We start from the raw sequence: 14,845 nt of genomic DNA on the forward strand, positions 1-14,845 counted from the left end.
AAAAATTAATTAACCTTTCACGCCACCAGCGGTCAGACCGCCAACCAGCCAACGTTGTGCCAACAGGAACACGATGGTGATTGGGAAACCGGACAGTACAGCAGCTGCGGCAAAGTCACCCCACAATAGGTTTTGCGGGTAGAAGTATTGTTGTGAGCCCACTGCCAGGGTCATCTTATCGATGTCCTGAACCAGCACCGAGGCCATTGGTACTTCTGTAATGATGCCGATGAAGGCCAAGATGAATACCACCGCAAGAATCGGCACCGATAGCGGTAGCAGAATCAGACGGAAGGCTTGCCAAGGGGTGGCGCCATCGATGGCCGCACTCTCTTCCAGAGCCGGGTCAATGGTTTCGAAGTAGCCCTTAATTGTCCAAACGTGAAGTGCGATACCCCCCAAGTAAGCCAGAATCAGACCACCGTGGGTGTTCAGGCCTAGCCAAGGGATGAAATCGCCAATCATGTTGAAGAAGGCATAGAAGGCAACCAGCGCCAACACTGATGGGAACATCTGAAAGATCAGCATGCCGCTCAGGATGGTCGATTTGCCTTTAAACTTCATACGAGCAAACGCGTACGCACTGGTGGTAGAAAGCACCACAATCAGTACCGCAGAGATACCCGCCACCTTGATCGAGTTCCACAACCAGGTCAGAACCGGGAACGGAGGAGGCGTGATTGAGCCGTCGGCATTCTCCACAGAGATGCCCAGCGCCAAACGCCAGTGATCAAGGGTTGGATTACGAGGGATAATGTCACCCACCGAGAAGTTACCGGTACGGAATGAGATGGCGATAACCATCAGCAGTGGGAAAATAATCAAACACAGAAACGCGCAGATAGCTATGTGAGTGCCCAGTTTGCGGTATTTCAGTGATTTCGGTTGAACCATTGGCATAACTGTTCTCCTTACACAGACTTGTTAGCGTTAGTTAGACGCAGGTTGAACAAGGCTATCGCACCCACAACCAGGAAGATCATGGTGGCAATTGCACTGGCCAAACCAAAGTCTTGTGTGCCGCTGCCTTCAAAGGCGATGCGGTAGGTGTAGCTCACCAACAGGTCAGTAGTACCTGCCGGGGTAGTAGCGCCGATGATATCCGGGCCACCAGAGGTCAATAGCTGAATAAGCACGAAGTTGTTGAAGTTAAACGCGAACGAGGCGATTAGCAGCGGCGTTAGTGGCTTCATCAACAGCGGGACAGTAATGTTAAAGAAGTTCTTAATCGGACCTGCACCGTCCATCGCAGACGCTTCGTACAAGTCTTCAGGGATAGACTTCAACAGACCCATACACAGGATCATCATGTACGGATAACCCAGCCAGGTGTTCACGATAAGAATCATGGTTTTGGCTAAGGTTGGGTCGGTGAACCAGTCAGGTTTGATACCGAACCACGCATTCAGCAGCGCGTTAATCTCACCGAAGTTCTGGTTGAACAAACCTTTGAACACCAGAATCGAGATAAACGCTGGCACCGCGTAAGGCAGAATCAGCAGTACGCGGTAAATCGCGCGGCCTTTCAGCTCTTCCCACTGAATCACACAAGCCAGCACCATACCGATTGCCAGAGTGAAGGCGACCGAACAACCAGCGAAGATAACCGTCCAGATAAAGATTTGAACAAATGGCTTTTTAATACCATCATCTTTAACCACACGTTCAAAGTTCTTCCAGCCGATGTTTACGGTGAAACCAGGAGTAACACGATTGCCGACAAACTCTGCGTTGCCATCAATGTACTGATAGAAGCCGGTTTCCATGTTCGGCATCATCAGCTCGCCGGTTTGGTTGTTGCGTAGCGCAGAGCCACCCGGGATCACGACACCGCTGTCTTGTAGAACGCGGTCTTTGTCGAGCTTAGTGAACAGTGGCGCTTGGGCCGCAAACTTACGCAGGCCGCTCATTACCAGTTCATCGCCCTCAGGAGTAACCAGTACCAGGCTGTTCAAGAACTGACGGTTTTGAGTGATGGCGCGGATTTGCGCAACTTCAAGCTCAGGCTTTTGCTCAACATGAGAGAGTTTAACTTCGCTGCTCTCAAGCGTTTGCTTGCGAGCCGACAGCTCAGAGTTAGAAATTGGAGAAAGTGGCGAGCTAACCAGAACTTTGTCGTCCTGAACCAGCTGCAACACGTACTTCCCTTCGCCAGATTCCAACATTGCAAAATCGAACGTGCCGCCTTGTGCGGTGTAGGTTCTTGCTAAGTGCATACGCTCTACCCGCTCTAGCGTGAGCAGGTTGGTACCACTGTAGTTGGTAAATGCAATCCCGACGGTATAAAGCAGTGGGAAGATAATAAACATAACCATGCCCGCCATACCCGGATAAATATACCGGTGGGCATAGGCGCGCTTGCTGGTAAATACGTAAACACCAGAAGCGACGATAACGAGGTTAAGCAGCGCGAACGCATACTCACCGCTTGCATACATCATAATAATTGCGTAGCCGTTAAGCGCCACAATTGCAGTGATGAGCAACAGCTTCAGCCAGGCATACTTGCCTTGCATAAGTCCTGAAGTCGTGGAAACACCCATCTATATAACCTTTGTTTTATTGTTCCGAACAAAAAATGAGAGAAGGAGTGACCGAACTCCTCCTCTCGCTTGGAAGTGACCTTCCTACTTACTTAGCGATACGGCGCGCAGCAGCGTCCAACGCTTTATCCAGGTCTTGACGACCGCTGGTGATGTTGGTCAGTGAGGTTGCCATTGCAGACCAGAACTTGCCCATAGCCGCAACGTTAGGCATTGGCTCACCGTCTTGAGCGTTAGCAAAGGTAGCAGCGATGCGTGGATCGTCAGCCAGCTCAGCCATGTACTCTTTGTGAGCTACCGCACCCAGTGGTACGTCAGCGTTCACTTCGCTCAGACCTTCAACAGTCAGCATGTAGTTCTCTAGGAACTCGATAGCCAAGTCAGCGTTTGGAGACGCAGAGTTAACCGCACCTGCCAGTACACCTACCATCGGCTTGGCTTTGTTGCCGTTGATGGTTGGGATGTAGGTTACGCCGTAGTTGATACCGCTCTTATCAGCGTTATCCCAAGCCCAAGGACCGTTGATCATCATGGCCACTTCACCTTTGTTAAAGGCAGCGTCCATTACACCGTAGTCAGCACCACGTGGCATGTGACCATTCTCAATCAGGTCAGCGATTACACGTGCGCCCATTTTCGCGCCGTCGGTAGCAACACCGGTGTCTTTAACGTCGTACGAACCATTTTCGTACTTAAAGATGTAACCGCCGTTAGCAGCCAGAAGTGGCCAGCTGAAGTAGGTGTTGTTGTAGTCCCACAGGATGGCGTTCTTGCCTTGTTCCTGAAGCTTCTTGTCAAGCTCAGGGATCTCTTCCCAAGTAGTTGGAGGAGTAGGTACCAGATCTTTGTTGTAGATCAGGCCAACAGCTTCGATAGCAACTGGGTAACCATATACCTTGCCGTCAATGGTTACTGCGTCCCAAGCGAAATCTTCGATTTCTGCAACTTTCTCAGCGCTTGGCTTGATTTCAGCCAACAGGCCTGCGTCAACCCAGTCACCGAAACGGTCGTGAGCCCAGAAGAAAATGTCTGGACCAGCACCGGTAGCAGCAGCTTGCTGGAAACGTCCAGGTGCGTCATCTGGGTGAGCAACGGTTACTTTAACACCGGTGTCAGCTTCGAAACGCTTACCTACTTCTGCAAGACCGTTGTAGCCTTTGTCACCGTTGATCCAAATGGTCAACTGGCCTTCTTCGATGTTTGCAGACGCAGTAGCAGCCATACCCAAAGACGCAACCGCTACAGCAGTTGCCAGAATTGTCTTTTTCATTAGCCTTTCCTTAACTAAGTTATTTTGTTATGGGAGCAAGTGATGTTCTTGCTGGCGATGATAGTAACTCGTTTAGGGCTGTCGGCACATGACTTGGCTCGCATTTTTGAAATTATATTACAAACCAACAAAACGAGACTTTATGCGGCTTTAGCCCAAATACCCATCACAACAGGGTGTAATAAAACAACATTATTGGTGACATTTCCCTTTGAAAACTTTTTCATGTTGTAATTTTACTACATTTTAACTTTGACAAGGTTTTCAAGACGCGTAGGGGCTGAGCACTATTTGCTCAGCTGCTCTCTCAAATTAGGAGGGATGCCGACAATGGTCAATGTGTCGGTTTGAGGATCGTACTGAATTCGCTCACCTAATAGATCTCGATCAAAACTGATGCTCACCCCTTTGCCCTGACCAAAGAACTTGGCCATCTTTTTCAGGCTGCCGCGATCGGCCGGAAACTGCTCTTCCAGTGGGTAGTTGTCGGCGGCGAACTGATAAAAGTCCATGCCTTCATCGGTTTCCGGGAACACCTCGGTGAGCTCTTTAACCTTGATCTCTTCGCCGTCTTTGAGCTGCTGCTCGCAGTAGCTTTTTACCTCTTTACGCACCTCTGCACCTTCCTCAGCCTCAAGCTGGGTAGCAGCACAAAACTCTTCAACGGCTTGCATTAGCACGGTATTTTGCTGCTTTACATCCAGCCCGTCATCGCAGCCCAAGAACTCGACGAAGAAGTCGGAGATCTTGCGTCCGGCGCGGCCTTTTACATAAGAGAGGTAACGCGTGGACTCGCTGTTGCGTTGCATATCGGTAAGGTCGATACGGGCAGCGAGTTGAATAGAAGAGGTTTCCAGATAGTGGCTATCGGTGATCTCCCACTGCTCATTAACACTCGGCGAAACCTTACGCTCAAGCACCGCAACCAATAGGTAATCGCCTGCTACGTGCTCATACTCAGCCACCAGCAACACGCCCTGCTCCACCACTTGGTAGGCATTGACCTGCTCGACCAAAATGCTGGCAATGTCTTGCGAGAAGGCTAAAAACGGCGTTTCCTGCTTTAAATAGGCATCTAACGAGCCTTTAAATTGGCTGCTGTTCTCATTGTTGTAATAGCCAAACCCTTTCGCCGCTTTAGCGTTGTAGCCTAAGTGCAGCTCTTCGATAAGCTCCATGGCTTTATCGCTGGCAGCCAGTTCCTGCGGCCGCGCCTGCAGCTCAACGGCGCCTTCTGAACCCAGTGATAGCGAGTGTAAAATCAAGTGTTTTAGAGAAATGTTCATGCGACTCAAGGTTAGTGTTTGTAGATAAGGTGGGGTATTATACGCTTCTTTATCGTTAAATTTGCAGCAAAGCATGGCCATCGTTTCAAAGTATTCAACCCAACAAATCGAAAACATCCTCAATGAGCTACTGGAAGTGTTGAACAAACACGACGCCAGTACCGAGTTAGGACTGATGGTGCTAGGGAATGCAGCCACTCACATCATTAATAGCAAGGTAGCGCCAGAGCAGCGGGAACATATTGCCCAGCAGTTTGGTAAGGTACTGGTTAGTTCAATGCAAAGCGAGAAGCCACACTAACCCACTATGGCAGGATTGCACCCCACCCCGCTTTACCGGGATAAAGTCTCCCAGCTAATCAGCTGGGGGCACTGGTTTTGTTTCAGCAATATCTTACTAAGCCTTATCTTGGGCTTACGCTATCTGGTGCTAGCTAAACCGCCAGAAACCTTTATCGGGCAAATCTATCTGCTGGTTAGCTGGGCTGGGCAGTTTGCCTTTATTCCGTTTGTGCTGTTCCTGCTGATCCTGTTTCCACTGAGCTTCGCCATCCCCAGCTTCCGAACACTGCGCTTTATCGGCGCCCTGCTGGCAACTGCGGGGTTGTGCGCCTTAATACTGGACCTTGAGGTCTACGCCGAATATGGGGTACACCTCAACCCGGCAATGTTCAGCCTGCTTATCGACAAAGAGTCGCAAACTGCCACCAACTTTAATGGCTTCTTTGTCCTTATCCCCTTCCTGTTCTTGCTGCAGCTTTGGCTGGGTAAACTGTGTTGGTCTTATCTGCGCCGCATCGAACATAAGCAACTAGGCAAGCCAATTGCAGCCGTCTTTATACTGTGCTTTCTGGCGACTCACTTAGTGCACGCTTGGGCCGATGCAGTGAGTTACCGCCCGGTTACCCAACAGCGCTATAACTATCCGCTGTTTTATCCTCTCACCGCGCGCAGCTTCCTGCTTGAGCAAGGCATCTTTGATGCCTACTCCCATGCCGAGCAAGTGCGTGATGAGCTCGCTGGCCCCAACGACTTGCGCTACCCAGCGCGCAATCTGGACGTACGTCGCATCGATAGCCGAATGAACGTACTGCTAGTGATTGCCGAGGGCATGCGTTGGGACTTGCTGCAACCTGACGTGATGCCAACGGCCAGCGCCGCAGCAGCCTCTTCCAGCCAGTTCCAAAGCCATTTCACAGCCAGCAACCAGCAGCCTTTGAGTATGTTCTCGCTACTCTACGGCCTGCCGAGCAGCTATTGGCCAGCGGTTGAGGCTCAGCAAGTGCCGCCAGTACTGACCAAGGTGCTGTCTCAGCAAAACTACCAAAGCATGGCGTTCTATAATGGCCAAACCTCTTCGGTGATCGATTTAGGCTTCGAGAAGGCCCAGCAGCGCCGTTTTGATAGCGACCGCGAGCTTGTCAATGAGTGGAAAGGCTGGATGGATCAGCACGCCAACCTGCCTTGGTTCAACTTGGTGTACCTCGATGGTATCGCCCAGTTTGAGAACGACCTGCCAGCGCCGCCAGATCTGAGCGCCGAAACCATGCGCGAGTACTACAAAGCCTCGGCCACCCAACTCGACTCACTACTGGCGCAGATGAGCAAAACTCTGGCGGACAATGGCGTAGCGCGCAATACAGTGATTATCCTCACCGGTGATTACGGTATTGAGTTCAATGAAGAAGGCGACAATAGCTGGGGCTTTGGCAACAGCCTGTCATTAAAGCAAAGCCAGGTGCCGCTGCTGATCAAATGGCCCGGTCGTACGCCAGAGCTATTTACCCAAGATACCAGCCACTTAGACTTAGTGCCTACATTGCTACAGGATGTGTTGGCAGTGAATAACAATGCCAGCGACTTCAGTAGTGGCCAAAACATCTTCCAAGACCGTGAATTAGATTGGGTGATGATCGGCAGTGAGCAACAGCAAGCGATTGTCGAGTCGGGACGCATCACCGTATTTGATGACGACGGCGACTATCAGGTGATTGACCGCCAAACCGTTACCGAGCGCGACCGTAACAAGGTGTCACTGCGCACCATGGTGCAGGTGATGAACGAGATGCGACGTTTTTATAACAACGACTAAAACCGACGTTCAGTTAACTCAACAAAAAGGCACCTTACGGTGCCTTTTTTGAATCGACAGGATTTGAACAGTTAGGCCTTAAACCACACATCGGCAAAGCCCAGCTGCCGGCGCAGATTAAGGCTCTGATGCAGCCAGAACAGCGGCAAGACAAGCGGGCCAAACAACAAACCCAGAATGGTCCATCGTCGGATCGGCATCGCTGATTGGAAGGCGTTGAGATAGAGATAGCCGGCGAACACCAAGCAAAGCACAGGGCTTATCAACATAGTTCATACTGCTCAAAATTAATACCGGGCGATTGTAGCAAAAGATTCATGCTTGCACTCGAACAAAATTCATATTCGAGTGCAAAAAACCATCGCTCCACGCAACGCTTCACAATGGCTCGCATGGCTTAGCTATCTAAGCAAGAGGCGTTGGTCTCAGCCAGCTTCAGGAGATAGTCACAGGGCTGGAACACCTCGCCATACTGCTCAACCATCTCGCTCATCTCTTCAGCTAACTGTTTAGTTCCGATTTGCTCGATAGCGCTAAACGGGCCACCCAAAAACGGCGGGAAGCCGATACCGAAGATAGCACCTAAATCGCCATCACGGGCACTGCGGATAACCCCTTCATCCAAGCAGCGTAGCGCTTCATTGAGCATCGGATAGACGCAGCGCTTGGCAATGTCGGCTTCATCCAGCGGCTCTGCAGCTTTAATGCCTAGGAGGCTATACACCGCCTTATCCGCTTGTTTGGCCTTCTTGCCGCTAAGCTTGGCAAACGGGCTTGGCTTGGCGTAGCTGTAGAGGCCCTTGCGTGTCTTCTTACCCAGCCGCTTATCAGCTATTAGTTTGTCGAAGGCATCCGGCGCTTTAAAGCGCTCACCAAGTTCAGCTTCCAAGATGGGGGCGATCTTCGCGCCGATATCGATACCCACTTCATCGAGCAGGGTCATCGGCCCCACGGGGAAGCCATAATCCAGTAAGCTGCGGTCGATATGCTCAATGGACTGTCCTTCTAACAGCAACTTAGCCGCCTCATTCATATAGGGTGCAAGGATGCGGTTGACATAAAAGCCCGCCTTATCTTTAACCACAATGGCGGTTTTGCCCTGTTTGCGGGCGAGCTCAACGGTATCGGTGATGCACTGCTCTGAGGTGCCCGCATGGGGAATGATCTCAGCCAGTGGCATCTTCTCCACCGGGCTGAAGTAGTGCAGACCAATCACTTGCTCAGGTCGCGCCGCCTCTGCGGCGATCTGGCCAATTGGTAGTGAGGAAGTATTACTGGCAAAGATGGTATCGCTCATAGCATGCTGCTCGATATCAGCCACCATTTGCTGCTTGAGGTTGAGGTCTTCAAAGACTGCCTCAATCACGATGTCGGCCTTGCGCAGCACCGAATAATCGGTGCCACCGGAGATCTTAGCCATTTCAGATTGCAGCTGGGCATGGCTGATAAAGCGGCGCTTACGCTTTTTATCCAGCAGCTTATAGGCATAGTTAAGCGCCGCGCTAATGCCCTGCTCGTTAATGTCTTTAACCGCTACCGGTAGCCCGGCCTTGGTCGAGGAGACGAACGCAATCCCCGCGCCCATCAAACCACCACCGAGCACACCGACTTGGCTAAGCTTACGCGGCTCCACGCCATCAAACAGCTGCTCTTTCTTAAGCTCGGTGGAGCCAAAAAACAACCCTCTCAGGGCCTTGGATTCATCACTCATTACCAGCTCGGAGAAGCGCAGCGCCTCATAGGCAAAGCCCTCGGCCTCTGACTTCTCTAGTGATGCTTTGACACAATCGATAATCGCCATCGGCGCCGGGTAGTTGCCACGGGTCTTGGCCAGCGTTTGCTTCTCAACTTGGCTGAACAAGAGGTTGCGCCCAAGCGAGTTACCTTCCAGCGCTTTCGCCGCCCCTTTCAGCTTCACTTTGGCCTTACGTTTGGGTTTATCGGCGAACTTCTTAGCCACGTCCAACAGCACGGAGTTAGGCACCGCATCATCAACCAGACCTGCTTTTAAGGCTTGCTTGGGTCGCAGCTGTTTGCCGGTTAGCATCCACTGCAGCGCTAGCTGCAAGCCCACCACGCGTGGCAGGCGTTGGGTACCGCCGCCGCCGGGCAGCAAGCCCAGTTGCACTTCAGGCAGGCCAAGTGCAGTCTTGTCCCAGTCGCTACACACCCGATAGTCGCAGGCTAGCGCCAGCTCTAAACCACCGCCTAAACAGGGGCCGTGGATCGCCGCAATAACCGGAAAGGGCATGGTTTCCAAACGTTTAAATACCTTATGGCCGTCCATCGATAGTTGCTTGGCCTGCTCGGCGCTGGTGCAGCTGTCGAGCATGCTGATATCAGCGCCAGCGATAAACGAACTCTCTTTGCCGCTATACAAGATCAGCGCTTTTAGGCCACTTTTCTCTTCCAGTTCGTCAAGAATAACTTCCAATTCGGGGCCAAACTCTGCCCGCAGAGCGTTCATGCTCTCGCCCTGCACGTCAATTTTCAGCAGCGCGATATCCTGTTCAATCGTTAGCTCAAAGGTCGATTGGCTCATTATTCCACCTCCAGAATCATTGCTGCGCCCAAACCACCCGCAGCACATGCAGTGGTCAGCCCCAACCCGCCGCCGTTGCGGCGCAGGTCATTGAGCATCTGGGTAATCATACGTGCGCCGGTGGCCGCAAATGGATGGCCGTAGGCAATCGAGCTGCCAAGCGGGTTAAACTTGTCCATGTCTACTTCACCGATGGCCTTACTGCGGCCGATGGACTGGGCGAACTTGTCGCTGGCGAACATCTTCAGGTTAGCCAAGGTTTGCGCGGCAAAGGCCTCGTGCATCTCGATGCGATCCAAGTCTTGCAGAGTCAAGCCCGCCCGCTCGAGTGCAATCGGCGTGGCGTAAGAGGGCCCCATCAACATATCTTGCCAAACATCGATGGCCGAGAAGGCGTAGCTGCGGATATAGCCCATGATCGACAGACCAAGCGCTTTAGCCTTATCCTCGCGCATCAGCATGATTGCTGCAGCCCCGTCGGTTAGCGGCGTGGCGTTGGCGGCGGTGACTGAACCATGCTTGCGATCGAACACCGGTCTGAGCTTGGCCAGCTTTTCCGCAGAGATATCGGCGCGAATGTTATTATCGCGGCGCAGGTGCTCTTTATAAGGCTCTGGGTAGGCGGTCATTACTTCATCGTCGAGCAGGCCGTCTTCCCAGGCTTTATGGGCGCGCTGGTGCGAACGGATCGCCAATTGGTCTTGTTCTTCACGGGGGATCTGGTGAGTTTTGGCCATCTGCTCAGCGGTTTGCCCCATCGAAAGGCCAGTGGAGTACTCAGCCACCGCTGGCGGCACCGGCGCTAAATCCTTGGGGCGGATCTTCTTGATAATGTTCCAGCGCTGCCCCAGTGTTTTCGCCTTGGAGAGATCCAGCAGGCTATGCGCCAGCTTCTTCGACACCCCAATCGGCAACACGGAAGAGGAATCGGCCCCACCAGCAATGCCGCAATCAATGGTGCCAGCCATAATCGATTCATAGACATTCACAGTGGCTTGGAAGCTAGTGGCACAGGCACGCGACACGCTGTAGGCATCGGTACCCACATTCATCTCAGTACCCAGCACAATCTCACGGGCGATATTCGGGGCGGCGGGCATCTGCACCACTTGTCCAAACACCACTTGCTGGACCAACTCGGGGTCAAGCTCCTGACGGCGCATCAGTTCGGCAACCACCATCTTGCCCAGATCAACAGCAGGCACACCATGATAGGCGGTGGCTTGCCGGGCAAACGGCGTGCGTAGGCCGGCAACAATGGCAACCCGTTGACCGTTCGCTGCAGCGGTAGATTTGCTTCCCATATTCCTTCCTTGTAGTTGTTACCCTGTGCTCGGTATTAGGCTGACTAAACCACGCACAGGTCTGACCTGTAATCGTGAATCAAGTTTAACCATTTGATTACATTTTTCAAACAGCCATTTAAAACAACGCTAAGTGCATCACGTAAGCGCTCAACAACAAGCACGCGATTCCGTCGGATATACCTTGAAGTCGTTACAAAGCGCCTCAATATCATTGGCATGAAAAGGTAATCTCTCGGTTAATCAGCACCTTGGAACAGCAGGCACGGAGAAACTCTTTGAGCCCCACTGATCCCTGTAATATGATTTGCCAGCAATTCTTAGGTAAGAGGACGACATGAGCAATCCAAATCTAGCTGCCATTCAGGACTATCTCAACCACAGCATTATTGGCCAAAGCAGCTTTATTGAACAGTTACTCATTGCCCTATTGGCAGATGGACACATTCTGGTAGAGGGCCCTCCGGGTCTGGCCAAAACCCGCGCCGTGAAGGCCCTGTCTGAATGTATCGAAGGCGATTTTCACCGGGTACAGTTTACTCCCGACCTGTTGCCTGCCGACCTCACCGGTACCGACATCTTCCACCCGGAAACCGCCAGCTTTAGCTTCCAAAAAGGGCCGATCTTCCACAACTTGGTGTTGGCGGATGAGATCAACCGCGCTCCAGCCAAGGTGCAATCGGCACTGCTCGAGGCGATGGCAGAACAGCAGATCACCGTCGGCAGTACCAGCTATGCCCTGCCTAAGCTGTTTATGGTGATGGCCACCCAAAACCCCATTGAGCAAGAAGGCACCTACCCGCTGCCCGAGGCGCAACTGGATCGCTTTATGTTCAAGCTGTGCCTCGACTACCCCAGCGCAGAGCACGAGATGGCCATCCTCAAACTGGTTGAGCGCGAAGAGAAACAACTACCGCTGAAGCGCCCCGAGCCGCTGTCCCAGCAAAAACTGTTTGCCATGCGCCGCGCCATCTTAGAGATCCACATGGCCGATGAGCTCAGCCAATACATCGTCGATTTGATTACCGCGACGCGCCAGCCACAGCGTTACAGCGATGAGCTGGCACAATGGCTAGAGTTTGGCGCCAGCCCTCGTGCCACCCTAGCATTGGCCCGCAGTGCCCGCGCCCGCGCTTGGCTGCAAGGCCGTGATTATGTCACTCCCGACGATATCCAAAGCTTGGCCTACCCAGTGCTCCGCCATCGCCTGTTGCTCAGCTATCAGGCACAAGCCCAAGGCATCGACAGCGAGCAAGTGATTGCGCGTATGCTTGAACTGGTTGCCATTGCGTAAGCCGGAGGCTGAAACATGGACAACTACTCAGTAACTCACGGCGCTAACACCCAGCGCTCGGCGGTTGAGTTAAGCGTGCAACAGCTTATCGATATGCGCGGCTATCGCCTGCGCCTACCGCCCTGGAAGAATACCCAAGCACTACGCCATGGTAATCGCCTGAGCCGAGTACGCGGTCGCGGCATGGAGTTCGATGAGGTGCGCCACTATCAACCGGGCGATGATGTGCGCAGCATCGACTGGCGCGTGACCGCGCGCACTGGTCGTACCCACACCAAGCTGTTCCGTGAAGACCGCGAGCACCCGGTGATGATCTACTTAGATATGTCGGCCAGCATGTGGTTTGGCAGCACCCAAGTGCTTAAAAGTGTGTTGGCTGGCGAGCTCGCCGCCGCCCTTGGCTGGCTAGCTCAGAGCTTGAACGAGCGTATAGGCCTAGTGGTGCAACTGGGCGAGCAGTGTGTGGTGGAGCGCCCTGCTGCCAACCGCTCAGCTTGGCTGCGGATGCTGCACAACATCTGCGACCACCACCAACAGCAGCTGGCCCGTTTCAAAGGACAGCAACTGCAGCACCACGCCGATGCGCAGCTGGCAGCCTTAGATCAGCTACAAAAACTGGTGAAGACCGGCTATCAGCTTCATCTGATTAGCGACTTTTACCATCTACCCCAGCAAAGCGCGTCGCGCCTGCTCAAACTGGGACAGCACAACCAGTGTTTTGCCTGGCAGATAAGCGACCCGCTTGAGCAGCAGCTGCCTCGCCAATTGCGCAGCGATCTAAAAGTCAGCCGCGATGGCCGCGCCCACTGGCTAAGCGGCTCCAAGGTCAGTTTTCACAGCCAGTATGAGGCCGAGTCGCAGGCCCGTCAGCAACATATTGAGCGCGCACTGCTGCAAAGCGGCATGGCCTTTAACGCCCTCTCGACCGAACACCAATGGAGTGACCATGTCTGAGCCTATCTCCTCTGCTGTTGGCGCTCAGCTGCAAGATATCCTGCTACCGAGCCAGCTTGAGCAAGGCTGGCCTGCGCCCGGTTGGTGGCTATTGGGCAGTGTTATTGCGCTGTTGATTATCACCTTGGTCTATCTGGTTTTGCGCTATCGCCAGCTCACCGCCGCAAAACGTGAGGCACTGAGCCAAGTCGACGCCATTGAGCATATGGCAGATCTCGACCAACTGCTCAAACAAGCCGCTCTGGCTTACTTTCCCCGCTCCCGCGTGGCCGGATTGCACGGTCAGGCTTGGCTGGACTTTCTCAACAAATCGCTCAACCAATCGCTCGACCAAGCCGCTGAGCAGCCAAGTATGTTCGACGCCGAGCAGTGGCTCAATCAGCGCTATCGCCCCGAGCCTCAGCTTTGCAGCCCAGAGCAGCGCGCATCGGCCAAGCGCTGGTTAAGCAAAGCCCTGCCACCGCAGGGTATCCGCCAGCTACTTTTGCCCATTGTCAAACCAGCCATCACGGCACGCCCGGTTAAGGAGCGTCGCCATGACTGAGTTAAGCTTTGCCTGGCTGTGGATCTGGCTGCTGCTGCCCCTGCCCTTGCTACTTAAACGCTGGCGTAAACCGCAGCAGCAACTCTCGGCCAGCCTGAACAACGTCAGCCTACCGAGCCTGGATAGCCAACAGCAGCAAACCATCCATAGCAAACGCCCGCAACAGCTGTGGCAATGGCTGCTATGGTCACTGCTACTGGCCGCCCTTAGCCGCCCGCAACTGCTCGGCGATAGCCCAGAGCCGATTGTCGAACAGGGGCGCGACCTGCTGCTAGCAGTGGATATGTCGGGCAGTATGCAGATTAACGATCTGGTGCAGGACGATGAACAAGTCGACCGCCTGACTATCGTAAAAGCCCTGCTTAAAGAGTTTATTGCCGAGCGCCGTGGCGACCGTATCGGCATGATCCTGTTTGCCGATCATGCCTACCTCGCCTCGCCACTGAGCTTCGACCTGCAAGCCCTGCAGAGCCAAGTCGATGACTTGGTGCACGGCCTTGTGGGCGATATGACCGCCATCGGCGAAGCCATTGGCATGGGTGTGCGACAACTGCTAGAACAACCGGCCGAGCAGCGTATCCTGATTTTGCTGACCGATGGTCAAAATACCTCCGGTAGTGTCGATCCGATGGAGGCAGCGCAGGTTGCGGCAGATAACCAAGTGGTGATCTACACCGTCGGCATTGGCGCTGACGAGATGCTGCAGCGCAGCCTGTTTGGCGTGCGTAAGGTAAACCCGTCTTGGGATCTCGATGAGCAAAGCCTGATTGAGATAGCGCAGATGACCGGCGGGCAATACTTTCGGGCCCGCGACCAGCAGCAGCTGCAGCAGATCTACCGCGAAATCGCCGATCTCAACCCCATCAGCGAGGCAGAGCAGTTCTTTCGCCCGAAAAAAGAGCTGTTCTTCTGGCCACTGGGGCTAATGCTGGGCCTATTGCTACTTAAGCTGGCTCTCGCTGTGCCGCGCCCTGTCGCAGTTCCTAACATTAACAACCTTAAGGAGCGAACATAGT

The 14,845-nt window shown here is 53.4% G+C and carries 13 protein-coding genes; 6 read left to right on the forward strand and 7 right to left on the reverse strand.

Annotation, left to right across the window (positions count from 1 at the left end):
• Positions 1–9: 9 nt before the first annotated feature.
• From malG to yejK, 4 genes are all read right to left on the reverse strand, one after another.
• Positions 10–900 carry a maltose ABC transporter permease MalG gene (malG, locus tag G461_RS0117200; protein WP_026960190.1) on the reverse strand — a complete coding sequence of 297 codons (891 nt, stop codon included), beginning with the start codon at positions 898–900 and terminating at the stop codon, positions 10–12.
• Between the two features lie 11 nt (positions 901–911).
• Positions 912–2,543 carry a maltose ABC transporter permease MalF gene (malF, locus tag G461_RS0117205; protein ID WP_026972775.1) on the reverse strand — a complete coding sequence of 544 codons (1,632 nt, stop codon included), beginning with the start codon at positions 2,541–2,543 and terminating at the stop codon, positions 912–914.
• An 88-nt stretch (positions 2,544–2,631) separates the two neighbouring features.
• Positions 2,632–3,813 carry a maltose/maltodextrin ABC transporter substrate-binding protein MalE gene (gene malE, locus G461_RS0117210; RefSeq protein WP_026960188.1) on the reverse strand — a complete coding sequence of 394 codons (1,182 nt, stop codon included), beginning with the start codon at positions 3,811–3,813 and terminating at the stop codon, positions 2,632–2,634.
• 287 nt (positions 3,814–4,100) lie between these two features.
• Positions 4,101–5,099 (reverse strand): nucleoid-associated protein YejK, encoded by a 999-nt coding sequence (gene yejK / locus G461_RS0117220; RefSeq protein WP_026972777.1) that lies wholly within the window; start codon positions 5,097–5,099, stop codon positions 4,101–4,103.
• 73 nt (positions 5,100–5,172) lie between these two features.
• On the opposite strand from yejK, the gene G461_RS0117225 reads away from it, so the two are divergent.
• Positions 5,173–5,400, forward strand: a complete 228-nt coding sequence (locus G461_RS0117225; protein WP_026960186.1) for a YejL family protein — start codon at positions 5,173–5,175, stop codon at positions 5,398–5,400.
• Between the two features lie 6 nt (positions 5,401–5,406).
• Positions 5,407–7,191 carry a DUF3413 domain-containing protein gene (locus G461_RS0117230; RefSeq protein WP_026972778.1) on the forward strand — a complete coding sequence of 595 codons (1,785 nt, stop codon included), beginning with the start codon at positions 5,407–5,409 and terminating at the stop codon, positions 7,189–7,191.
• A gap of 71 nt (positions 7,192–7,262) precedes the next feature.
• Here G461_RS0117230 and G461_RS0117235 read toward each other — a convergent pair whose 3' ends face one another.
• The 3 genes from G461_RS0117235 to fadI all read right to left on the reverse strand — a co-directional run bounded on the left by G461_RS0117235 (position 7,263) and on the right by fadI (position 11,037).
• Positions 7,263–7,460, reverse strand: coding sequence for a hypothetical protein (locus G461_RS0117235; RefSeq protein WP_026972779.1), 198 nt, complete (start codon positions 7,458–7,460; stop codon positions 7,263–7,265).
• 128 nt (positions 7,461–7,588) lie between these two features.
• Positions 7,589–9,733 (reverse strand): fatty acid oxidation complex subunit alpha FadJ, encoded by a 2,145-nt coding sequence (fadJ, locus tag G461_RS0117240; protein WP_026972780.1) that lies wholly within the window; start codon positions 9,731–9,733, stop codon positions 7,589–7,591.
• Complete coding sequence (gene fadI / locus G461_RS0117245; protein WP_026972781.1) at positions 9,733–11,037, reverse strand: acetyl-CoA C-acyltransferase FadI; 1,305 nt, start codon at positions 11,035–11,037, stop codon at positions 9,733–9,735. Before fadI ends, fadJ begins: the two co-directional genes overlap by 1 nt.
• Before the next feature lie 337 nt (positions 11,038–11,374).
• Between fadI and G461_RS0117250 the strand changes: the two genes are divergently transcribed.
• From G461_RS0117250 to G461_RS24620, 4 genes are read left to right on the forward strand one after another with little or no spacing between them, the layout of a single operon-like run.
• Positions 11,375–12,331 (forward strand): AAA family ATPase, encoded by a 957-nt coding sequence (locus tag G461_RS0117250; protein ID WP_026960181.1) that lies wholly within the window; start codon positions 11,375–11,377, stop codon positions 12,329–12,331.
• A gap of 15 nt (positions 12,332–12,346) precedes the next feature.
• The gene (locus G461_RS24610; protein WP_051333646.1) at positions 12,347–13,285 is read left to right on the forward strand and encodes a DUF58 domain-containing protein; all 939 of its coding nucleotides are present in this window, start codon (positions 12,347–12,349) and stop codon (positions 13,283–13,285) included.
• Complete coding sequence (locus tag G461_RS25635) at positions 13,278–13,829, forward strand: DUF4381 domain-containing protein (protein WP_051333647.1); 552 nt, start codon at positions 13,278–13,280, stop codon at positions 13,827–13,829. Before G461_RS24610 ends, G461_RS25635 begins: the two co-directional genes overlap by 8 nt.
• Entirely contained in the window at positions 13,822–14,844 is a 1,023-nt protein-coding gene (locus G461_RS24620) for a VWA domain-containing protein (RefSeq protein ID WP_051333648.1), read from the forward strand. Before G461_RS25635 ends, G461_RS24620 begins: the two co-directional genes overlap by 8 nt.
• Position 14,845 lies beyond the last annotated feature (1 nt).

Origin of the sequence: Aliagarivorans marinus DSM 23064 (genome assembly GCF_000429485.1) — a bacterium.
GTDB classification, from domain to species: domain Bacteria; phylum Pseudomonadota; class Gammaproteobacteria; order Enterobacterales; family Celerinatantimonadaceae; genus Aliagarivorans; species Aliagarivorans marinus.